At 67.1% G+C, this 21,515-nt stretch carries 13 protein-coding genes and 1 pseudogene; 4 read left to right on the forward strand and 10 right to left on the reverse strand.

Annotated features, from left to right (window positions below):
- Positions 1-29: 29 nt before the first annotated feature.
- The 4 genes from ACKI2N_RS24665 to ACKI2N_RS24680 all read right to left on the reverse strand — a co-directional run bounded on the left by ACKI2N_RS24665 (position 30) and on the right by ACKI2N_RS24680 (position 9,117).
- Positions 30-3,347: an amino acid adenylation domain-containing protein gene (locus ACKI2N_RS24665; RefSeq protein ID WP_426990945.1), complete on the reverse strand. Its 3,318-nt coding sequence runs from the start codon at positions 3,345-3,347 to the stop codon at positions 30-32.
- A 4-nt stretch (positions 3,348-3,351) separates the two neighbouring features.
- Entirely contained in the window at positions 3,352-7,986 is a 4,635-nt protein-coding gene (locus ACKI2N_RS24670; RefSeq protein WP_420997414.1) for a condensation domain-containing protein, read from the reverse strand.
- Positions 7,987-8,047: 61 nt separating this feature from the next.
- Positions 8,048-8,857: a thioesterase II family protein gene (locus tag ACKI2N_RS24675; RefSeq protein ID WP_420997415.1), complete on the reverse strand. Its 810-nt coding sequence runs from the start codon at positions 8,855-8,857 to the stop codon at positions 8,048-8,050.
- Positions 8,858-8,859: 2 nt separating this feature from the next.
- Positions 8,860-9,117, reverse strand: coding sequence for an MbtH family protein (locus ACKI2N_RS24680; RefSeq protein WP_420997417.1), 258 nt, complete (start codon positions 9,115-9,117; stop codon positions 8,860-8,862).
- A gap of 248 nt (positions 9,118-9,365) precedes the next feature.
- On the opposite strand from ACKI2N_RS24680, the gene ACKI2N_RS24685 reads away from it, so the two are divergent.
- A complete protein-coding gene (locus ACKI2N_RS24685; RefSeq protein ID WP_420997418.1) occupies positions 9,366-10,787 on the forward strand; it encodes an MFS transporter in 1,422 nt (473 codons plus the stop codon).
- 538 nt (positions 10,788-11,325) lie between these two features.
- Here the strand turns inward: ACKI2N_RS24685 and ACKI2N_RS24690 are convergent.
- Entirely contained in the window at positions 11,326-11,565 is a 240-nt protein-coding gene (locus tag ACKI2N_RS24690; protein WP_420997420.1) for a LysR substrate-binding domain-containing protein, read from the reverse strand.
- Positions 11,566-11,591: 26 nt separating this feature from the next.
- Here ACKI2N_RS24690 and ACKI2N_RS24695 point away from each other — a divergent pair.
- Together ACKI2N_RS24695 and ACKI2N_RS24700 are read left to right on the forward strand one after the other, a co-directional pair.
- Positions 11,592-12,073 (forward strand): annotated as a pseudogene (locus ACKI2N_RS24695) (transposase); the annotation flags it as partial.
- A 231-nt stretch (positions 12,074-12,304) separates the two neighbouring features.
- Positions 12,305-13,756: a YfjI family protein gene (locus ACKI2N_RS24700; RefSeq protein ID WP_420997422.1), complete on the forward strand. Its 1,452-nt coding sequence runs from the start codon at positions 12,305-12,307 to the stop codon at positions 13,754-13,756.
- Between the two features lie 92 nt (positions 13,757-13,848).
- On the opposite strand, the gene ACKI2N_RS24705 is transcribed toward ACKI2N_RS24700, so the two are convergent.
- The 3 genes from ACKI2N_RS24705 to ACKI2N_RS24715 all read right to left on the reverse strand — a co-directional run bounded on the left by ACKI2N_RS24705 (position 13,849) and on the right by ACKI2N_RS24715 (position 18,677).
- Positions 13,849-14,565, reverse strand: a complete 717-nt coding sequence (locus ACKI2N_RS24705; RefSeq protein ID WP_420997423.1) for a MobA/MobL family protein — start codon at positions 14,563-14,565, stop codon at positions 13,849-13,851.
- A gap of 320 nt (positions 14,566-14,885) precedes the next feature.
- Positions 14,886-16,760: a tetratricopeptide repeat protein gene (locus ACKI2N_RS24710; RefSeq protein ID WP_420997425.1), complete on the reverse strand. Its 1,875-nt coding sequence runs from the start codon at positions 16,758-16,760 to the stop codon at positions 14,886-14,888.
- Positions 16,761-16,877: 117 nt separating this feature from the next.
- Positions 16,878-18,677 carry a hypothetical protein gene (locus tag ACKI2N_RS24715; protein WP_420997426.1) on the reverse strand — a complete coding sequence of 600 codons (1,800 nt, stop codon included), beginning with the start codon at positions 18,675-18,677 and terminating at the stop codon, positions 16,878-16,880.
- Between the two features lie 594 nt (positions 18,678-19,271).
- On the opposite strand from ACKI2N_RS24715, the gene ACKI2N_RS24720 reads away from it, so the two are divergent.
- Positions 19,272-19,532, forward strand: coding sequence for a helix-turn-helix domain-containing protein (locus tag ACKI2N_RS24720; protein ID WP_420997428.1), 261 nt, complete (start codon positions 19,272-19,274; stop codon positions 19,530-19,532).
- On the opposite strand, the gene ACKI2N_RS24725 is transcribed toward ACKI2N_RS24720, so the two are convergent.
- Together ACKI2N_RS24725 and ACKI2N_RS24730 are read right to left on the reverse strand one after the other, a co-directional pair.
- Complete coding sequence (locus ACKI2N_RS24725; RefSeq protein WP_420997430.1) at positions 19,518-20,453, reverse strand: hypothetical protein; 936 nt, start codon at positions 20,451-20,453, stop codon at positions 19,518-19,520. The genes ACKI2N_RS24720 and ACKI2N_RS24725 overlap by 15 nt on opposite strands.
- A gap of 2 nt (positions 20,454-20,455) precedes the next feature.
- Positions 20,456-21,469: a YqaJ viral recombinase family protein gene (locus tag ACKI2N_RS24730; RefSeq protein WP_426990946.1), complete on the reverse strand. Its 1,014-nt coding sequence runs from the start codon at positions 21,467-21,469 to the stop codon at positions 20,456-20,458.
- Positions 21,470-21,515: the final 46 nt, after the last annotated feature.

Genomic DNA, 21,515 nt, shown 5'->3' on the forward strand with positions numbered 1-21,515 from the left:
GGGCTTGGCGATACGGTGTGCGGGCGCGCTCAGCCGGCCGCGGGCGCGGGCGCGCCGCCGGTGCCGGCCGAGGCGCGCAGGGCCGCGCGCGCCTGCGGCGACATGGCGGCCAGCGTGCGCTGCAGGCCGGCCAGCGTTTCCAGTTGCGCCGGATCGGCGCTGGCCGCGCGCAGCGCGGCGGCCAGCGCGGCGGCGCTGGGCGCGTCGAACACCGCGCCCGGCGCGATCTCCAGCTTGAGCAGCTTGCGGATGTGCGCCACCAGCTTGATCACCAGCAGCGAATGGCCGCCGGCCTCGAACAGGTCGTCGGTCACGCGCAGCGCGGGGGCGTCCAGCAGCTCGCGCATCTGTTCGAGCAGCAGCGCTTCGAGCGCGTCGGCGGGCTCGCGGGCCACGGAGCCGGCGGGCGCATCGTCCCCGGGCAGCGCGCGCGTGGACAGCGCGCGCCGGTCGACCTTGCCGTTGGGCAGGCGCGGCAGCTCGGCCACGGCGATCCAGTGGGCCGGCACCATCGCCTCGGGCAGGCGCGCGGCCAGCGCCGCGCGCAGGGCGGCGCGGCGGGCGCCGCCGAGCGGGATGGCGCCGTCGTCGTCGGGCACCAGCCAGGCGGCCAGGCGCGTGTCGCCGCCGGCGCCGTCCGGCCCGGCCAGCGGCACCACCGCGGCCTGGCGCACGCCGGGCAGCGCCAGCAGCGCGTGCTCGATCTCGCCGCATTCGATGCGGAAACCCCGCACCTTGAGCTGGCCGTCGGCGCGGCCCGCCAGCTCCAGCCCGCCGCGCGGCAGGTAGCGCGCGAGGTCGCCGCTGCGGTAGAGGCGCGCGCCTGCGCGGCGCGGATGCGGCACGAAGGCATCGCTGTCGCGGCCCAGGTAGCCGCCGCATAGCTGGGCGCCGCCGAGATAAAGCTCGCCGGTTTCGCCGGCCGCCGCCAGTTCGCCGGCCGCGTTGAGCACGTGCGCCTCGCAATTGGCCAGCACGGTGGTGAGCGGCAGGCCCGCATTGTCGGTAGCGGCGGCATCGTCGGCATCGATCACATGCACCAGGATGCCCACCGTGGTTTCGGTCGGGCCGTAGTGGTTGCACAGGCGCGCGGTGGGCGCGTGGCGGCGCAGGCGGGCCAGCAGCGCGGGCGGGGCGCTTTCGCCGCCCAGCACGATGGTGGCGCCGGCGGGCAGCGGCAGGCTGTCGCCGGCGCCATTGCCATTGCCATCGCTGTCGCCGAGCAGCGCATCGAGGTGCGACGGCACCATCTTCAGGCAGTCCGGGCGCTCGCGCGCGAGGAAGCGGGCGAAGGCGGCGGCGTCCTGCATGTCGGCGTCGTCGGCCACGCACAGGCAGGCGCCGTGCCACAGCGCGCCGAACAGCGTGGTGTTGCCCAGGTCGGCGGCCACGGTGGAGGTAAGCGCGAAGCGCCGGCAGCGCTCCAGGCCCAGCGCGTGGCCGGCGGCGGCGGCGTAGTTGAGCAACTGGCCGTGCCCGATCGCCACGCCTTTGGGCGTGCCGGTGGAGCCGGAGGTGTAGAGCACGTAGGCGGGCTGGCCGGCGGCGAGGTCCGGCTCGCCGGCGTTGGCCGGCGCCGTGGCGCTGTCCGCCAGCAGCGCGGCCACGTCGACGTGCGGCGGCAGGCTGGCGCCATCGGTGCCGCCGGGCAGGTAGCGCGCCCCGGCCAGCACCAGCGTGGCGCCGGCATCGGCCAGGACCTGCGCGCGGCGCGGCGCCGGCCACGACGGGTCCAGCGGCAGGTAGGCGCCGCCCGCGCGCAGCACGGCCAGCAGGGCCAGCACCAGTTCGCCGCCACGCGGCAGCAGCAGGCCGACCGGCGCGCCACGGCGCAGGCCAAGGGCGGGCAGGCGCGCGGCCAGCGCCGCCACGCGCTGGTTCAGCGCGCCGTAGTCCAGTTGCAGGCCGACGGCGGACAGCGCGGGCTCGCGCGCGCGCTCGCGGCCCCATTGCGCCAGCCGCTGCGGCAGCATCAGCGGGCCCGCGTCGAGCGGCGCGGCATGCATGGCGGCGGCGCGCGCGGCGTCGGCGGCGGTGGCCAGCGGCAGCGCGCGGATGGCGGTGGCGGCCTGCGCGCGCAGCGTGCCCAGCAGCGTGCGGTACTGGTCCAGCAGGCAGGCCATGGCGTCGGCGCGGTAGCGCGCGGCGTCGTAGTGGAGGGCGAGCTGGCGCGGCGTGCCGCGTTCGTGCGCGGATTCGTCGCCGCATTCGTCGCCGTGCTCGTCCTCGCGGATTTCCAGCGCCAGTTCGAAGCCGGGCAGCGCCTGCGGCGGCTGCGCCTGCCAGTGCAGGCCGCCGCGCGCCGGCATGGCCGGCGGCAGGGTGGAGAGAACAAAGCCGATGCGGCCCGCGGCGCCCGCGGCGGCGTCGGCCGGGCAGTGCTCGCGCCAGTCCAGGTGGCTGCCGGCCTGCGCGGCCAGCAGCGCCAGCCAGTCCGCGAACGGCGCGTCCGGGTCGGGGCGCACCGCCAGCGGCAGCACCGCCTCGTAGCGGCCCACGGCGCCGGCCAGCGCGTCGAAGTCGCGGCGGCAGTCGTGCAGCCAGCCGGCGGCAAACGCTTCGGCCGGGTCCAGGCGCCACAGCAGCAGCCACCACGCGGCCTGCAGCGCGAGCGGCAGCGGCTGGCCCAGCGCCCGCGCCCATGCCTGCAGCGCGGCGGCTTCGCCGCTGCCGATGGCCACGCTCAGCTCGGCGGGCGACGGCGCCGCATCCGGCGCGGCGCGGCGCCACGGCAGGCGCGGCGCGTCCAGCCCGGCGAGCGCGCCGCCGGCGCCGTGCCAGTAGTCGCGGCCGGCCTGCGCGTTGTCCTGGGCCAGGCCGGCGGTCCATTCGAGGTAGTCGGCGTAGGCGAGCGGGGCTTCTTGCGCGTCCGCGCCGCCGATGTCGCCGATGTCGCCGCCGGCATAGGCCTGCGCCAGCTCGCGGTACAGCGTGGCCAGGCTGGCGCCGTCGGCGGCGAGCGGGCTGGCGGCCAGCCGCAGCTGGTGGTGGTCCGGGCCGAGCGGCAGCAGCGTGGCGCGCAGCGCGGGCAGGGCATCGGTGGCATCCGCGCCGTCGGCTTTATCGGCGGCATGCGCGGCATCGCCGCGCGCGTCCGCCCATAGCGGCGGCACACCCTCGAAGCGCTGGCGCAGGCCGCGCAGCCCCTCGGCGTGGCCGAAGGCCAGGCCCAGGCTGGGGTGGCGCGCGGCCACGCGCAGCAGCGCCTGGCGCAGGCGCGGCACGTCCAGCGGGCCGCGCAGCGTGGCGGCGAGCGTGACCGGCGCGTCGGCGCGCCCTTCCAGCGCGCGCTGTTCGCGGCCCAGCGGCTGGGCGGCGGCGGAGAAGTCGTGGACGATGGCGTTCATCGCGTCAGCCCTCCGTGCCGGCGGTCGCGGCGGCGTCGGCAACATCGGCCGCAGCGCTGTCGGCCAGCGGGCGCAGCGCGCGGCGCTCGAACATCTCGCCCATCGCCACCACGATCTTGCGCGGGCCCTGGTAGGGGTCGCGGGCGTGCGCGGCCAGCATGTTGTCCAGCATCACCACGTCGCCCTGGCGCCAGTCGAAGCGCACCGCGCAGGCCTCGTACAGCTCGCCGAGCAGGGCCATCGTGTCGTCGCCGATGGGGCTGCCGTCGCCGAAAGTGACCTGGCGCGGCATGCGCTCGGCGCCGACGATCTCCAGCAGGTCGCGCCGCACCTCGGGGTCCAGGCAGGCGGTGTGGTGCAGCTGCACCTGGTTGAAGAAGCTGCGCTCGCCGGTGACCGGGTGGGCGATCACGGCCGGGCACAACTCGCGGGTCTGCAGGGTGTCGGCGTCGAGCCAGCGGAAATCGGTGCCGGAGGCGCGCAGGCGCGCTTCCACCTCGGCGCGCTCGGCGGTCTTGAAGAAGTCGCGCCAGCTCACGTCGAGCTTGTCGTTGAAGGTGCGCACGTAGCGCAGCTGCTTGCGCTCGAACTGCTCGGCCAGCGCGCGCGGCAGGCGGCGGTACATCTCGCGGCAGTCGACGATGGGCGTGGCGCCGCCCACCGGCGCCGGCAGCTCGCAGAAGAACCACTGCTTGCGCGGCCAGCGCGACAGGTGGGCGCTTTCGTTGTGGTAGAGGATCATCTCGCGCTCGGGGTAGGGCGTGGAGCGGTAGGTGTTGCGCCCGCCCTCCTTCTTGGGCAGGTCGCCGTAGGCGCCGTACAGGCCGGGCTCGATGGCCTCGGCGAAGGCCTCGAATTCCTGCGGCGTGCGCAGGCCGAAGCCGCGCAGCAGGATGCCGCCGTGGCGGCACAGCGTGGACTCGAGGTAGTCGCGCTGCGCGCGCGCCCAGCCCACCGCGTCGATGTCGCCGGCGCCGGGCTCGATCACGATGGGGAAGGTCTTGCCGGGAGCGAGGAAGGAGGTCGTCACCAGCGGCCGCGCGGCGGGTGCCGGGGCGGGCGCGGCCGCCGGCGCGCGGCGGGTCAGTTGCTTGAGCTTGTCGAGCTTGCTGCTTGGGCTTGGGCTTGGGCTGGGGCTGGGGCTGGGCGTCATGGCGGGATGGACGGTGTCGTTGGCTTCGGTGGAGCGGATGGCGTGGATGGCGTGGCCGGGCGCGCCCGGCAGGACGAAGGCGGGCAGCCGGCGCGCGGGGTCGGCCACCGCCTGCGCCAGCACGGCGGCATAGGCGTCGGCCAGCGCGGTGGCCGCGGCGGGCGAGAACAGCGCGGTGGCGTAGACCCACTCGGCGCGCACGCCGCCGGCGTGGGGTTCGAGGAAGACGGCGAGGTCGAACTTGGCGGCATGCGCCGGCGCGGGCAGGCGGCTGGCCGTCACGCCGTCCATCGCCAGCGTGCCGGCGGGCGTGTTGTGCAGCACGAACAGCACCTGCACCAGCGGGTGCCAGCCGCGCTCGCGCCGCGCCGCGCCCTGGCCGGCGGCCTCCACGATGCGCTCGAACGGCAGCGCCTGGTGGTCGAACGCCTCCAGCGTGCGCGCGCGCACCTGCGCCAGCAGGTCGGCAAAGCGCAGGTCGGCGGCGCAGTGGGCGCGCAGCGGCAACACGTTGACGAAGAAGCCGATCAGGCCTTCGAGCTCGCGGCGCGGCCGGCCGGCCACGTCGATGCCGACCAGTTGCTCGCTGGCGCCGCCCAGGCGGTGCAGCAGCAGGTGGAAGGCGGCCAGCAGCACCATGTAGCGGGTGGCGCCGTGGGCGTGGGCGAGCGCGTCGGCCTGCGCCAGCAGCGCGGCGGGCAGGGTGGCGTGGCAGGCGGCGCCGGCCGTGGATGCCACCGGCGGGCGCGGGTAGGTGGTTGGCAGCGTGGGCGCCTGCGGCGCGCCTTGCAGGGCGCCGCGCCAGTAGCCGGCGTCGGCGTGCAGTTGCGCCTGCCGCGCGGCGGCCTGCTGGTGGACGGCGTAGTCGGCGTACTGGATGGACAGCGGCGGCAATGCGGCGGGGCGGCCGGCGCGCGCGGCGTTGTAGCCGGCCGCGAATTCGTCGAGCAGCACGCCCACCGACCAGCCGTCGCCGGCGATATGGTGCAGCGTCAGCAGCAGCGCATGGTCGTCGGCGGCCAGGCGCACCAGGCGCGCGCGCAGCGGCGGCGCCTGGGCCAGGTCGAACGGCTGGCGCGCCTGCGCCTCGGCCAGCTCGCGCAGGGCCAGCTCGCGCTGCGCCGGGCCGAGGCCGGAGAGATCGCTGAGCGGCACGTCGAGTGCCAGCGCGGGCGCGATGCACGCATAGGGCTCGCCCTGGGCGTCGGCGGGGTAGGCGGTGCGCAGGATCTCGTGCCTCGCCACCAGCGCGTTCAGGCTGGCGCGCACCGCGTCGGCGTCCAGCGCGCCGGCCAGGCGCAGGCCGCCGGCCATGTTGTAGGTCCAGCGCGCGTCGGCGCCGCCGAGGCGGTCGACCAGCCACAGGCGGTGCTGGGCCGGCGCCAGCGGCATGGCCGGGTGGCGCGGGGCGGGGGCGATGGCGTCGTGGATGCCGTGCGCGCCGTCGCCGGGCGCATCGCCGGCCGTGCCGCCGAGGCGGTCGAGCGCCGCCGCGCAGGCGGCCAGCGTGGGGTGGTCGAACAGCAGCCGCAGCGGCACCGCCGCGCCATGCCGCTCGCGCAGCCGCGCCACCAGGCGGGCGGCGGCCAGCGAGTTGCCGCCGCTGGCGAAGAAATGCGCGTGGCGGCCGGCGGGGGCGTCGCCCAGCAGTTCCTGCCACAGCGCGGCCAGCGCCAGCTCGGTGGCGCCGCGCGGCGCCTCGGCCGGGGTGGCGCCGCCGGCTTCGGCCGGCGCGCCGCCGCGCGTGAACGCGCCGTGCGCCCATACCGCGCAGGCATCCAGGCTGCCGTCCAGCCAGCGCTGGCGGCAGGCGGCGCGCTGCAGCTTGCCGCTGGAGGTCTTGGGCAGGCCGCCCGGATTGAGCAGCAGCGCCACCGCCAGCGGCTCGCCGCAGGCATTGCCCACCGCCTCGGCCAGCGCCTGCACCAGCGCGCCGTGGCCGGCGCGGCGCTGCTCGGGGCGCGAGATTTCCGCCGCCACGCCGATGCCTTCGCCGTGGTCCGTGGCCACCGCGAAGGCCGCCACGCGGCCCGGCCGCGCGCTGGCCACGTGGGCTTCCACGGCGCGCTCGATGTCCTGCGGATAGAGGTTCTGGCCGCGCACGATGATCAGGTCCTTGCGGCGTCCGGCAATGTAGAGCTGGCCGTCGTGGCGCAGGCCGAGGTCGCCGGTGCGCAGCCAGGCGCCGCCGGTGTCGGCGGCGAAGCTTTCGGCCGTGGCCCGCGGGTTGCGCCAGTAGCCGCGCGTCACGCTGGCGCCGCGCACCTGGATCTCGCCCACGGCGCCGTCGGGCAGCGCGCGGCCGCCGCGATCGGCGATGCGCACCGCGTGGCCGGCGCGCGCGAAGCCGCAGGCCACCAGCTCGGTGATGCCCGCTTCGGCGTCCTGGCCGCCGGGCACGTCGGCGCCGGCCGGCACGCCTTGCCCGCGCGCCAGCGCCGCCGTGTCGAAGCGCGTGCTGGCCATGTCCTTGCCGCGCTCGCCGCCGCTGACGAACAGCGTGGCCTCGGCCAGGCCGTAGCAGGGGTAGAGCGCGCCGGCGCGGAAGCCGGCCCCGGCGAAGCGCCGCGCGAACGCGCGCAGGGTGTCGGCGCGCACCGGCTCGGCGCCGGAGAAGGCCAGCGCCCAGCTCGACAGGTCCAGCCCGTCGAGCTGGGCGTCGCGCACGCGCTCCACGCACAGGCGGTAGGCAAAGTCGGGCCCGCCCGAGACCGTGCCGCGATGGCGCGCGATGGCCTGCAGCCAGCGCGCCGGGCGCTCCAGGAACAGCCGCGGCGGCATCAGCACCAGCGGCGTGCCGGTGTGAAGCGGCTGCAGCAGGCCGCCGATCAGCCCCATGTCGTGGTACAGCGGCAGCCAGCTCACCATCACGTCGCCGGGCCGCACGGCCATGCCGGCCTGGATGGCGGCCTCGTTGGCCATCACGTTGCCGTGGCTGACCATCACGCCCTTGGGCGCGGCGGTGGAGCCGGAGGTGTATTGCAGGAAGGCGAGGGTGTCCGGGCCGGCCGCGAACGGCCGCCAGCCGGCCGGCGGCGGCGCCAGCGGCGCGTCGGCCAGCACCACCCGCGCGCGCGGGGCGATGGCGGCCAGCGTGTCGCCGTGCGCCGCGGCCTGCGCGGCGGTGGTCAGCAGCACGCCGGCGGCGGCGTCGCCGGCGATGGCGCGCAGGCGGCTGACCTGGGCCGCGCGCATGGCGCCGGGCTCGAACGCGGGCACGGCCACCAGGCCGGCGTACAGGCAGGCGAAGAAACCGGCCACGTAATCGATGCCGCTGTCCATCAGCAGCAGCACGCGCTCGCCGGGCGCGGCATGCCCGCCCAGGCAGGCGGCCAGCGCGCGCGCGCGGGTGTCCAGCGCGGCGTAGTCGTGGCGCTGCTCGCCGGTCTCGTCGATGGTGATCAGGGCCGTATCGCCGGCGCGCTGCGCGGCCAGGCGGCAGAGGTGGGCCACCAGCGTGGCCGGGACGTTCGGATCGGGCTGCATGCTTGGATCGGCTTTCCAGGAAAACGGTTGGCGTGGGAGGGCGGCGCCGCGCGCGCGGGGTTCAGGCGGGCACCGGGCGGGCGGCGCGGGCGTGTCCGGGCGGCAACGCGGCCGGCGGTTCGGCTGGCGGCTCGGTCGGCACTGCGGCCAGGACTGTGGCCAGCAATTCGGCCAGCCTGGCCAGCACGGCGCCCTGCTGCTGGTGGAGGAAGAAATGGCCGCCGGCGAACCAGTCCAGCGTGTGGCCGGCGCTGGTGGCCAGCGCCCAGGCCTGCAGCTCGGCCGCGCCGATGGCGTCGTCGCGCCCGGCCAGCACGTGCAGCGGCACCGGCAGCGGCGCCGCGTCGGTGTGGCGAAAGCTCTCGCAGACGCGGTAGTCGGCGTCGAGCACGTCGAGCGTGAGGCGCAGCAGTTCGGCATCGGCGAACACCGCCTCGGGCGTGCCGCCGTGCTTGCGCAGCTCGGCCATCAGCGCCGCGTCGCCGCGCAGCGCGGCCAGGCGCCGCGGATCGCGCCGGCTAGGCGCCGCGCAGGCCGACACCACCAGGCGCTGCGGCAGCGCGTGGCCGCGCTCGCGCAGCAACTGGGCCACGCGGTAGGCCAGCAGGCCGCCCATGCTGTGGCCGAACAACGCGTAGCGGGCGGGCGCGCCGCGGTCTGCGTGCTGGTCCAGCCGCGCGCCGGCGGCGCCGGCCAGGTCGGCCGCCAGCGCCTCGAAATCGCGCAGCAGCGGCTCCGCCAGGCGCGCGCCGCGCCCCGGCGGCTCGAGCGGCACCAGCGCCACCCCGGCCGGCAGCAGCCGGCGCCAGCGCAGGTAGGCGGTGGCGCTGGCGCCGGCATAGGGCAGGCAGAACAGCAGCAGGCCGGGCATGCTCAGGCGTCTGCCGGGGCTTGTGCCTTCGCCGGCGCCGCCGCCTGCGCTTCGGCCTGTGCCTCCATATGGCGGCGCAGGCTCAGCGGCCGCATGTCGGTCCAGGTGCGCTCGATATGGTCCAGGCACGCCTGCTTGTTGCCGCTGAAACCGGCGGCGCGCCAGCCGCCCGGCACGGGCTTGTAGTCGGGCCAGATGGAGTACTGCTCTTCATGGTTGACGAGGACCAGGAAGGTGGCGTCGTCGCGGTCGAAACTCATGGTGGCTCCCGTGTCTGTCGTGGCGGTGGTGCAATGCATCACTCAACTGGACGAAGCCGGGGAGCGGAAATTTAGGCGGGGCGGGATGCGCCGGGGCGGTGCACCGGGCGCGCGCGCCTGGCTCGCAGGGCACTTCGCCGGTGGGGCGCCATGGACGGGCACGCGGGCGCGTGACCCATATCGGTGCGATAATCGCGTTTCTTCAGCGGCTGCTTACTTTCTGTTTTTCGTTTTTTCCCCGCGCCCCCATGCTACTTGCTCTGAAGGCTTTTATCGTGCCCGTGATCGTCGCGTGCGCGATGTTCATGGAAAGCCTGGACGCCAACGTGATCGTCACCGCGCTGCCCGAGATGGCGCGCGCCTTCGGCCACGATCCGGTCACCCTCAAGATCGCCGTCACCAGCTACGTGCTCGGGCTCGGCGTGTTCATCCCGGTGTGCGGCTGGCTGGCGGACCGCTACGGCGCGCGCTCCGTGTTCCGCGCGGCCATCGGCATCTTCGTCGCCGGCTCCATCCTGTGCGCGGTGTCCACCTCGCTGCTCGCGTTCACGGTGGCCCGCTTCATCCAGGGCGTGGGCGGGGCCATGATGGTGCCGGTGGGCCGCATCATCATCTTCCGCGTGGTGGAGCGCTCCGAGTACATCCGCGCCATGAACTACCTGAGCGTGCCCGCCATGCTCGGGCCGGCGGCGGGGCCGCTGCTCGGCGGCTTCATCACCACCTACCTGCACTGGCGGCTGATCTTCCTGATCAACATCCCGGTGGGCATCCTCGGCATCTACCTGGCCAACCGCTACATCAAGAACACGCGCGAGCCGCATCCCGGGCCGCTGGACTGGATCGGCTTCGTGCTGTCGGCCGGCGGCGCCTCGCTGTTCCTGCTGGGGCTGTCGCTGGTGGACGGCGGGCTGGCCTCCGGTACGGCCGCGCTGGCGATGGCGGCGGCCGGAGCGGCCATGCTGCTGGTGTACGCCTGGTACGCGTACCGCACGCCGCGGCCGCTGCTGGACCTGCGCTTTTTCCGCGTGCCGACCTTCCAGGCCAGCGTGCTGGGCGGCTCGCTGTTCCGCATCGGCCTGGGCGCGGTGCCGTTCCTGCTGCCGCTGGTGCTGCAGGAAGGGCATGGCATGAGCGCGTTCCGCTCCGGGCTGATTACCTGCGCGTCGGCGTTCGGCGGCATCTTCATGCGCACGCTCGCCTCCAAGGTGCTGGGGCGCTTCGGCTTTCGCAACACGCTGATGTACAACGCCGCGCTGTCGGGCATCGCCATCGCCGCATGCGGCGCGTTCTTTCCCGGCACGCCGACCTGGGTGATCTGGCTGGTCGTGCTGCTGGGCGGCTTCTTCCCCGCGCTGCAGTTCACCAGCCTCAATTCGATGACCTACGCCGAGATCAAGAGCAGCGACGTGGGCCGCGCCACCAGCCTGGGCAGCGTGGTGCAGCAGATCTCGCTCGGCCTCGGGGTGACGATCAGCGGCATCGTGCTGGAGATCACGCGCTCGGTGAACGGCCACGCGACGCTGCAGTGGTCGGATTTCTGGCCGGCCTTCGTGGTGGTGGGGCTGTGCTCGTTCGCCTCGATTCCCGTCACGCGCCGGCTGGCCGACAACGCCGGGGCCGACATCTCGAGGCGGACGCGCGTCGACACGGCGGCCGCCGGGAAGGCGTAGCCGGCGTCGCCGGAACTTGCTGGCAGAGCGGTGCGACGGATGAAAGAACGTGCACTTGAGCGGACCTATATTCGCCTGACACGCAAGGCGTATGCTGGTGGAGACAAAATCCTGAGGCCGCCAGGGAAGCGCTGAAGCAAATCGAGGGCGCTACTAGAAACGCTGCATGGTCAATCGTGGAATCCGGTTATTTCGCCCCAATGTGCCGGTCGGGGCACGATTACCTTTCGACACGCAGCGTCTTTAGCAGCAGCGAGAGAGCGGACGTCATGGTGGCGATGCGGATAGTAAAGGTGATAGCCCTCGAAGGTCTGGGCCCAGTCTCCAGTACAGGCACCAGCCGGCCAGCTTCCACCTGGGTCCTCACCATGGGTTCGGGTAGTCAGACCAGGCCGAGCGTAGCGCTGAGCATCGGCGGCAGTCTGTTGAAGACGAGCGGTCCGTCGCAGCGGATGCGCAAGCTTCTGCCTCCTTTCCTGAAGGTCCATATAAAAGCTCCCCGGGGGCGGCAGCCGCAGGTTGATGCCGGCATGGGCCGTCAGATCCTGCGGGCCTGGTGGTTCGCGAAATAGGCGAGTGCCCCCACCACGGACATGCGGATGTCGGGGCTGATACTCACGGCCACCATGTCCTTGGCAATCAGACCACCGCAGCGCACGCCCGCGTCATAGCGCGCCTGCACGATGTCGGTCAGGCCGTAGTCTGTCGTCAGCTCGACACGGATATCCGGGTAGTCTGGCAGGAATCGTTCCAAGGCAGGCCATAGAACGTACTGCACGGCGAATTCGTCGGCGGTCAGGCGGTTCTTCCATTCGTGCGTTGGGGGCGGGTCAAAAACAGGACCCAACCCCACCGATCGCGCGCGACCCGGTTCAGCATCACCTCCTGACGGAGGCCCAAGGCATACCGCTGGCGCTGATACTGACCGGCTCCAATCGCAACGACGTCACCCAACTGCTGCCGCTGGTTGAGGCGATTCCGCCTATCCGCGGCAAACGCGGCCGTCCATTGTCCAAGCCCCGCATCGTCCAGGGTAGGGTGATCGCGGGTACGACCACGACAAATACCGTAAGCCTCTTCACGCCGCCGACATCACCACCGAGATCGTCCATCGCGGTGAAGCGGATGGCAATGGCCTTGGCAAGACCCGTTGGTCGTCGAACGAACGATCGCCTGGCTGCACAACTTCAAGAGATTGCGCGTGCGCTTCGAGCGCCTCGCCTTGATCCACGAAGCCTTCCTGAAATCGCCTGTTGCACATCTGCTGGCGTCATCTCAGGAGGTCACTTCGTTGGGCCTTCTTGGGGGGGGGGGGGGGGCGGCAAATTAACGAAGAACTTTATAGTTATTTTTTGAAAAAATCAATTTTATATTAGATTGATAATTTAAATTTTTCTATGCCGAAGCCTTGATAAAATTTTCTGTGCCGTTGACATTGTGTGTATTTTGTATATGAATTGTATTTTTTATTTTAATGTGATTGAAAAAGAGATTTTTAGGAAGAGAGGTCTACTGTAATGAATCAAGCATTCCCCGTTATGGCACTTCCTCCGCTGATTCGAAACGCTGTTTTGAATGCCCAGAGCAAAACTCAAGCCCCAATGGGACTAGCTGCACTATCTGCGTTATCTGCTGTGTCGGTGGTTTGCCAGGATCTCGCAGATGTCAGGCGAATGCAGGGGCTGGAATCACCCTGTTCTTTGTATATGCTTGGTTTTGGGGTGTCCGGCGAGCGTAAGACGCAGTTGGATAAATATCTCATGAAAGCTATTCGAGAATCTGATGACCGGATGGAGGTGGACCGCGATGAGCGTGAGCGCAGACATAACGCACGTATGGAGGGGTGGTCCATAAAAAAGAATGTCCTGAGGGAAGAGTATCGGAAGGCGGTGAAACAAGGTAAGCAGACAGAGGGCCTTGAAAAACGCCTTGAGGGTCTGGAGGTCGAGAAGCCGGTAAAGCCACTGTCGCTGAGATTGCTGTACTCAGATGCAACACCGGAAGCCATTGCTTTCGGTTTGTACGAGAACTGGCCGGCGGCCGGTATCGTGTCGGATGAAGCAGGGGCCATTCTGAATGGGCGAGCCGCTAGTGGCCTAGCAATGCTAAATAAGCTTTGGGATGGCGCATCGCTAAGTGTAGACAGGAGAAGTAGTGAGAGTTTTACTGTGCATAATGCACGACTCACGATTTCTCTGATGGTGCAGCCAGGAATTTTTGAGCAGTTTATGCATGCGCACGGAGATGCGGCACGTGAGATCGGATTTTTCGCGCGATTTCTCGTTGCATATCCTGAATCTACGCAGGGTACTCGATATCTTCTCGATACGTCAGAATCTGATGTTGGTATCAATTTTTCATCGGGTATTGAGGATTTTGGGGTTCGGGTCGAGGAGTTGCTTCATCAAAATCGATCTAATATCAATAGGGGATGTCAAGGGCGTCCTGTTGTTGAGTTGTCTGTGGAAGCGCAAAAAATATGGAGAGATTATTATAATAATCTGGAGTCTGAAATATTGCCATGGGGTGTTCTTTACAGTGTGAAGGAGGCGGCGGCAAAAATGGCAGAAAATGTGGCGCGTATGGCTGCACTTTTCCACATATTTGAAAGGTCGTCTGGATTCATATCGAGCGAGAATGTTAATCGTGCAATTAATATTTGTAATTGGTTTGGCGGCGAATTTATTGCCGTATTTGTGGATCAGAAGGCATCACGTGAGAAGTTGGATGCCGAGGTGCTGGAGCGTTGGATTCGTCAGCGGGTCATAGCGAGCGGCCATGCAATGGGGCCCGGTATCAGGAAGAATGAGATTCTGCAGTCGGGGCCACTACGTCATCAGAAGCTAAGGATAGAGCAGGCCCTGGACTATCTCGTTCGTAACCAGAAGATCCGATTTGGGAGCTATTCCGCGAGATCTCCTAAAATGGTGTATCTCAATAATCCTCCCCCCTATATACCCAAGGTCTGATTTGTCAAAGTTGTGGCTAAAGATGCTATTCCTGCTACCTGGTAGCAGGAATAGCATCTTTAGCCTAGCGTAGACCTTCTTGTTGGGCTTGGTTACGTTTGCGCACGTCCCTTTACGTAGGCTTCCTTTTCCGTCGGTGTCATCTTCTTCACCAACGCTTGTCCCAGATGGCGTTCTGGCTGCCGGGTTATCTCCCGTGCTGCGTGGCTACGGTGGTCAACTCGCTCAGGATGGCCATGCTTTTCCAACGCGGCATTTTGTATGTCTGCCCAATTTTTCCGGGTAGAAATGAGTTTCTCTCGAAGCTCGAAGGCACTCATGCCACCGCTGTCCTTTCTGCAGCCACCGCGTTCCGGATTCGCGCCGTTATAGCGCCGAAAATGCTGTTCGGCAGAGCGTTCGATGCCATCCGGGCAGCGATCCGAGTACATGACATGAGAGTGAGGTTGAGCCTCGCCACCAAGGGCTGCGGTTGGGGCATGAATTGCGAACTGGTAAGGCTTGTTTCCCACTTCCTGGCGGATAAATTCCTCCAGAATCTGCTGCTGTTGGGAAAGGGTAAGTTCGCGCGGCAAGGCGACCTCAAACTCGCGATATGCCGCGGCATTTACTCGTTCGTATTTGTCGGCCAGTTTCCAGAAGCGAAGCGGATCGCCGGATGCCCAGTCCGGCAGATTCCCATAGCCTGACTGAATGAGATCGGATCGGCCCTCCGCCTTACTGAATTTGCCGGTGCGTGAAATATAGGCGGCGTGATCCGCTGCCTTTCCTTTCTTGCCGCTTTTGAGACTGAGATGGTAAGTCGCCATTCGTGTGGGCTCCCGTTGATGAAAAAAAGACGGAAGACTTCGGAGGTTTCCGGTGCTCAAGGAGAAACGGTAAGTGCGCGTCCCTTATTCTCCCCTCAGTCGCTTATCTTCAGATGCCACCAGGTGATGCCTGTCTTCCATAGCAATGCCTGAGGATGTAAAAAATAATCACGTTGAAGAGAGGCTGCCAAACAGACTGCAGCCCTGAATATGGCGCAGCCTGTTTGGTATGACTTGGTTGGGGAAGAATGGCTACTAGAAGGGAGACGGTATGAAGTCGTATGGGGAAGGTGGAGGCTGTTCAGGGTAATGCGGATACGTTATTGGGAGGGAATTGGTCTCGCCAGGTTAGCCACGATTTGCTGAATCACGACATCCCAGTCGCCCGGCTGTGACTGATAAACCTGTCGGGTTGTCGGGTACCACAAGCTGGACTCGGACCCTGCAAACCAGCGCCAATCGGCCGCAAACGGCAGCATGAGCCACAGCGGTTTATGCATTGCTCCGGCCAAGTGGGCCACCGACGTGTCGATGGAGACGACGGCGTCGAGCTGCTCCACCAGCGCGGCAGTATCCGCAAAATTCTCCACCCTGTCATCAAAGCGATGCAGGCGCGCCGCATGCGGGTGGTCTTTGAGCATACCGAGATCGGCCTCACTGATATCGCGCTGGAGAATGACCCAGTCGATGTCGTCGAGCGCTAGCAAGGGGGTGAGCCGCGCGAGCGGTATGGCCCGATTCTCGTTGTGCCTGATGCGGCCAGACCATGCGAGTCCGATCTTGCGCCCCTTGAGGCCATGTAATACATGGCGCCATTTGGCCCGATAGTCTTCCGGGGCCGCCAGGTAAGGCGCCGGTGAAAGATCTGGAATGAATGTCTCTAATGTCATGCCGAGCACGTATGGCAAGCTCAGGAGCGGGCACTGGACGGCTGCGTCGGGACAGGCGTCATTTTGGGCGATCAGCCGGATGCCCCACGCCTTGGCATTGGGCTCCAAGAGCGGAACAAGCTCTGGTTGCGCGGCCAGGACGAGATGGGGAGCGCGTTGTGCCGCCAGGGGAATAAACCTGACGAACTGAAGTGTATCCCCCAAGCCTTGCTCGGCCTGGATGAGCAGAACCTGATGGTCCAACGCTTCACCGTGCCAGCGGGGCAGGTCGGAAGTGGGAGAGGATGGAACGGGATGGATGGTCTGGAACCGCCATTCATATTCAGGCCACCCCCGCTGGTAGTCCCCCATGGCCAGCCAGGTGTGGGCCCGATTGAGATGGGCCGGGGCAAAGCCGGGGGCAAGGCGCAGGACCTGGTCGAAGGCCTCGAGCGCAGCGCCGTAGGCACGCAGGGCAAGCCGGGCGCAGCCCAGGTTGTACCAGGCCGGCACCAACTGTGGCTGAAGACGAACCGCTGACTCCAGGTGAACGACGGCCTCGGCATAGCGCTCCATCGCGCTGAGTGCGTTGCCGACCCCCAACAGGGCGGCAACCGAGGTCGGCTCACATGCCAGCGCGGTCTGGAAGGCCACGGCGGCTTCGGCGTTGCGCTCTTGCGCATGGAGGAGGTTGCCCAGATTGATGTGGGCAGGCACATAGCCGGGATCCGCGGCAGCGGCCGCCGTAAAGTGCCCGATGGCCCGGTCCGTCTCCTGGAGGACGTGATGCGCAATGCCGAGGTTGTTATGCAGCAGGGCATGGCCAGGTGCGAACTGCAGCGCCCGTTCCAATACGTTCACCGCCTCCCGATGGCGCTGGAGGGCCAACAGCGCGTTACCGAGGTTGTTGAGCGCCGCCAGGTCATCGGGCTGCAGCCTGACCACGGTGCGGAATGACTCGACCGCCTCGGCATGACGTTGTCCGGCCGCATAGGCGTTGCCCAGGTTGTAGTGGGCAGCGGCCATGGCCGGAGACAGTGCCAATGCCTTGTGAAAGCACGCGATGGCCTGGTCAGTGTGGCCGGCCGCGCGGAGTGCAATCCCGAGGTTCAACTGGATTGTCGGGTCCTCTGGCTGCAGTGCGGCGGCCCGTTCGATGTGTTCAATGGCGAGATCGTGTTGCTCCTGTTGATGGTATAGCAGCCCAAGCAGGTGGAGCGCTTGGGCATGGCCGGGATTCTGGGCGATGGCGGCGCGGTAGCCTTGCGCGGCCGCCACCACGTTGCCCCGGCGATGGGCCTGCAAGGCGTCGTCAAAGTCGGTCATGGCGAAAGAAGAAGGGAGGCGTGTTTGTCGAAGTGTTGCAAAAAAAAGACCGACCTCGTCAACGACGTACCGGTCGGTCTTTAACCCAGCGAGTAGCGAGCGCTGGTGCGGGAAGAACTACTTGGGCTGCCTGGATTGTTTGGACAGCAAGCGGCTCAGATCCACCGGGGTGAGGAGTTGGCTGGGCAGGGCATTGGCAAATTGCACGGTTCGCTGTGCATAGCCTGCGGGGAAGAGCACCCCGCTCTGCAGCTGGCCACCTCGCAACGCCATGACCAGCTTGGCGCCCTGGCTGAGGGGCCAGGCGTTATCGTGCTCTCCCACGGCCGCGGCATCCGAGCGCGACATGTCAAACACCATCACGTTCGGGTTGCGCGCGTAGACCGTCCAGGTCGCGTTGATGACCTTCGGCGTCCCTCCCGACGACCAGTCACGCACAGTCAGCTGCGCCTTGCCATCCTGGGCGATCTGGACATCGGCGCCCGTAATCACCGGCTCGATGAGCGTGCGGCCGACCAACTGCTGCACCGTGGTGAGGGGGCTTGGCAGCTTGGCGTCATTGAGCGGCTGGTTCGGGTCGTATGGGGGGCGGCTCGGGTCGTACGGCGGCAGGTTGAGCCCGGTGCCAGGCATCCACGCGGGGCCCGTGGGGCACGCGCCATCCTTCAGGTAGGGGAAGTCGCACTCGCCACTCAGACCCAGCGGTAGCACGATGCGGTCGCCAGCATACGACTGGATGCCCATATAGCCGGCTGTCCCCGCAGGAAATGGCTTGCTGAGCGCCGGGTAAAGCGAGACGTCGGGGCCGAACTGCGTGCCCGCGACGGCCATCGTCATGGGTTGATGGCTCAGGTCAACGCGGCGCTCCTCAAGGGTGAAGCCGATGCCCGTGACCGGGTCGGTTCCCGACAGCGTGACCCCAGCCGCCGATAGCGGTTGCGGCGCATGCCATTGGTCGGGCGTGAGCATGCCCGACCATGTGCCGTCGGCCTTCATGACGAACTGGGCGCGCGGATCCATGTAGCTTACAGGGGCGGTGGTAGGCACTGCCGTCCAGGTATCGTCGCCGACTTTCCGCTCCTGATAGGTCGTCTGGAGCATGCCGTTGACGATCTGCTGGATGGCCTGGGTGGCGCCATCGAGATTGACTGTATTCTGGGCATCCACCAGGCTGTAGACCGGCTTGGTAAGGACTTCCGCGGCGTTGGCCTGTTCATACACGGGCTTGTTGGCCTGGGCATCGACATCCGCCTGGGTGATGGAGGCGATGTCGCCCTTGGCGAGGATGGCGTTGAGTACGTGGCGGATCGTCGCCGGGTCGGCTTTGCCCGCTAATGCAAAGGCGGTCACCTTGTCGACGATCTGGCTGGCGGCCGTGGCCGTTGCGGTGTCGCCGTCGGCGACATAGTTGGCCATCGGGTCGACCTTGCTGCCCAGCAGTGCCTGGATGGCGGCAATGGCTTCGGCCTGGGTGAAACCGGCTTCCACCTGCGCCGCGACCATGGTGGTCAGGGGCGTGACGATCTGGGCGGCAGAGCCTGTCACGACATTGGAGAGGGTGAAGCTTGCCGGGAACTGGAAGCCGGCGGGACGGGCGAGGTCGCGGGTGGACGGGGTGACCTGCACGAGCAGCCGTTTGCCGCTGGCGTCGCCATCGTAGGGCAGCGAGAAGTTGCCATCGGCATCGGTGATCGCGCTTGGCTCATTCGCATCGCAGGCGTTGTTGCTGTTCAGGTCGAGGCAGACGTCTGCGCCGACGAGGTAGCCATCGATGGCTTTGCCGGTGATGGCGGGCGTGGGCGTGGCTGGCGCGGAAGGTGCAAGCTGGTTGCTGCTGTCCCCGCCGCCGCCACAGGCGGCCAGCATGGAGGCGCAGACGCCAGCAAGAAGAGTTGGTTTGAGGTTGAATCTGTTCATTAGTGGTTTCCCCTGTAAAGAAAGAGCCCGTGGCCGTAACCGCGAAGCTAAGTAGGCGCGAGCGCGCAGAGAGATGCCCGTCAACGGGCTTATGCGAGTAGTGACCCTAAATACGTCGAATCTCCATTAGAAATGGCTCAATGAGCCTGCGCTGACGTGTTGCCAGTTCATCCGATATGACTTTGCGATTGGTCTTGGTTGGCAATGTTTTCACCATCTAGTCTTGCCTCGCACTCCTCGAAGATGGACGTGCTAACCATGCTGGTAGAACGGAGGCCCAAGAGGCGCCGCCTCGAGTTGAGTGGGCAGTTCGTATCGCCAATGAACTGCCAGGCCGCTCTCATCAATCGCGTTCGTACCGTGCGACGGAGGCGCAGATAGATCACGCCGCCAATCGGTCCCGTCCCTGCGCAGACAAGAATCCATTGCAAGCGCGACATCCCCACACGGTTGACTCGTAGATAGTGCATGTCGATCTTGATCGCTGCCCCGGCAAGGGCCCCGCTCACTAGCCAAATGGCCAAAAGTACGTACATTTGCAATATTCCATATACGGATATGGTATATATCTTATACGCATTTAGAATTTGTGGCATGGCACACCCTCTCCATGACCACCGTTATCAGCTAGTCGCGCAGTATTTGGCAGAGCTACGCAGGAAGCGTGGCCTTCTTCAGCAGGATGTCGCGGACCGCCTGCGACGCCCCCAAGGGTTCGTCTCGAAATACGAAAGCGGTGCGCGACGGCTGGACGTCATCGAGCTGCTAGACATATTGCAGGTGCTAGATGTGGAGCCGCGGTCGTTTCTGGACAATTTGCTACCTCAGTTTGAGGCATCACTACCACGAAGCTGACGGACGCGCCTCAATTTGCGGCATTTGCTCGCTGCTCTCCCTTACTATTTTGTCGTCCAGTCTGTCTTTCAACGTCGACGGTTTGCGCCGCTGTCCAAGAGGGGCCGCTTTTTCGTGGAAGGGTTGTAGAAAGAACTCGCTAATCAAAGCCGGAGCCTCCTCCTCATTTTCTTCCAGCATTCCGCGCGCTAGCTCCCTTTGCGCCGTGGAATCGAGAGCGGCCTGCTCGAATCCAGCACTCCGCCGTCTCATATCGACCTCCCGGGCTTCTGTGATGGCCCGCTCCAAGGTAAGGCCACTGCGGATCGTCAAATCGACGTAATAAATCGGCACCTGATGACTCAACGCCGTCGACTTGCCCCGCAGCCGTAACTCCAGCGGCAGGCAGGCCAGCAGCCCGCCCGAGACAGCATGGAAATAGCTGAGCCTTGCGGTCAACGTCCGGATTGAGTTGTATGAAGTTGTCCGAAAGATGAACGAGCCGAGCTCGTCCTCATCCCCGATCACGACATTGAGCCGGCCATAGGGCTTGCAACCGCCTTCGCGTCCGGTCTGGCAGGCAGCCGGCGAGGGGCAGGGCAGACTGACCATGCCTTCATCGGAGACTCGGCGACAGCTCTCGCCATTGCCCACGCACAATTGACGACCCGTCTGCCGATCGAACAGGCAGTAGTCTGCTCGCAGATTGAGCGCCGGGTCGTTGAACAGTACACGCACGGGAATGGCGCGCAGTTTGCCGTTTGCCGCCTTGCGCAGCGTCTCGTCGAGCGGGTGAAGAATCCAGCCATCGCGGTTCTGAATCTGGCTGGTCAGGGTGAACTGATCATCTTTTTCCGGCAGACGTTCACCGTCCTTTTCGACGATGTGCCCGATGGAAATGCGCCCGATGACCGGTGGCGTAATGGCGAGGCCTTTGAGCATGGTTATTGTTCCTTGTCGAGATGGATGAGGAAGCGGCGGCTTCCCGGTTTGGTGACGGCATATCGGGTCCTCAGGGCCGGGTCGTCGGTAAATAGACGTTCGAGGTCGACGCCTGCCCCGTCCTTGCTGCGTTTGTAGGAAACTTCGCCGGCTTCGAACCGGGCGCGGGAGGCATCGCCCATGGCCTGCTGAATCTCTTGCTTGAGTTGGGCCTCCTGTTTGCTTTTGGCTTCCAGTTCGGCGCGGATTGCCACGAGCTCGGAGAATGTCGCGCTCAAGCGTGGGTTTTCGGTGAAGTCCAGCGTATTGCCGGCATCGCGCGGATACAGACAGCGCAATGCGCGTTCGGCCGATTCGGAACCGTCAGCCGGGGGCGGAGTATCGCTGCTGACGAAGTGCCAGAATTGCGCTTCAAGCATGATCAAGCGGAAGATCAGCGCGTCGTCTCGCTCAATCCGATGCACTTCCAGCCGCTGACCGTTGAGCAGCACGGCCACGTCGGCCGCTGGCTTGCCAGTCACGGCAAGCTGGTGCTGTACCTGCAATTGCACGTACTCCGGTACGCCATCACGCCAAAGGCGCGCCCCAAAATCCGCAGCCGTTTTGCATTCGAGGATCTGGACGTCCGGTGCGCCAACGATCTCCCGATCGAGGTTGGCCAGCATGAAGGGGACGGTCGGATGGCGCAGGACGGCGTTGACACGTCGCACGCGATGACCGGTCTGACGCATATAAGCGGCGGCCACGACCGGTTCGAGCATGGCGCCCCAGTAGACCGGCTCCGACGTGTCGGTCGAATCCGGCCGCGGAAGATCCGCGTCGCGCCCGGTCTTGATCATCCACAGCTCAAGCTGACTCATGTAGGGGTTCAGCCCGACCGCGGCGGCGGCGTCGGAGCCGCCAATGCCGGTGCGACGTACCGCCAGCCAGTCGTCGTGGCTGAGCCCTTTGGTGTCCACCAGGCGCAGCGCGGACCGTGCTTTGCTGGAGGGTAGATCCAAAGCGAGAGTGCTCATGTCGTACTCCAAATAAAGGGTGGTCTGGTGCCGAATGCCGCACCAG

This window comes from Cupriavidus sp. 30B13 (assembly GCF_049059565.2).
Classification (GTDB): Bacteria; Pseudomonadota; Gammaproteobacteria; order Burkholderiales; family Burkholderiaceae; genus Cupriavidus.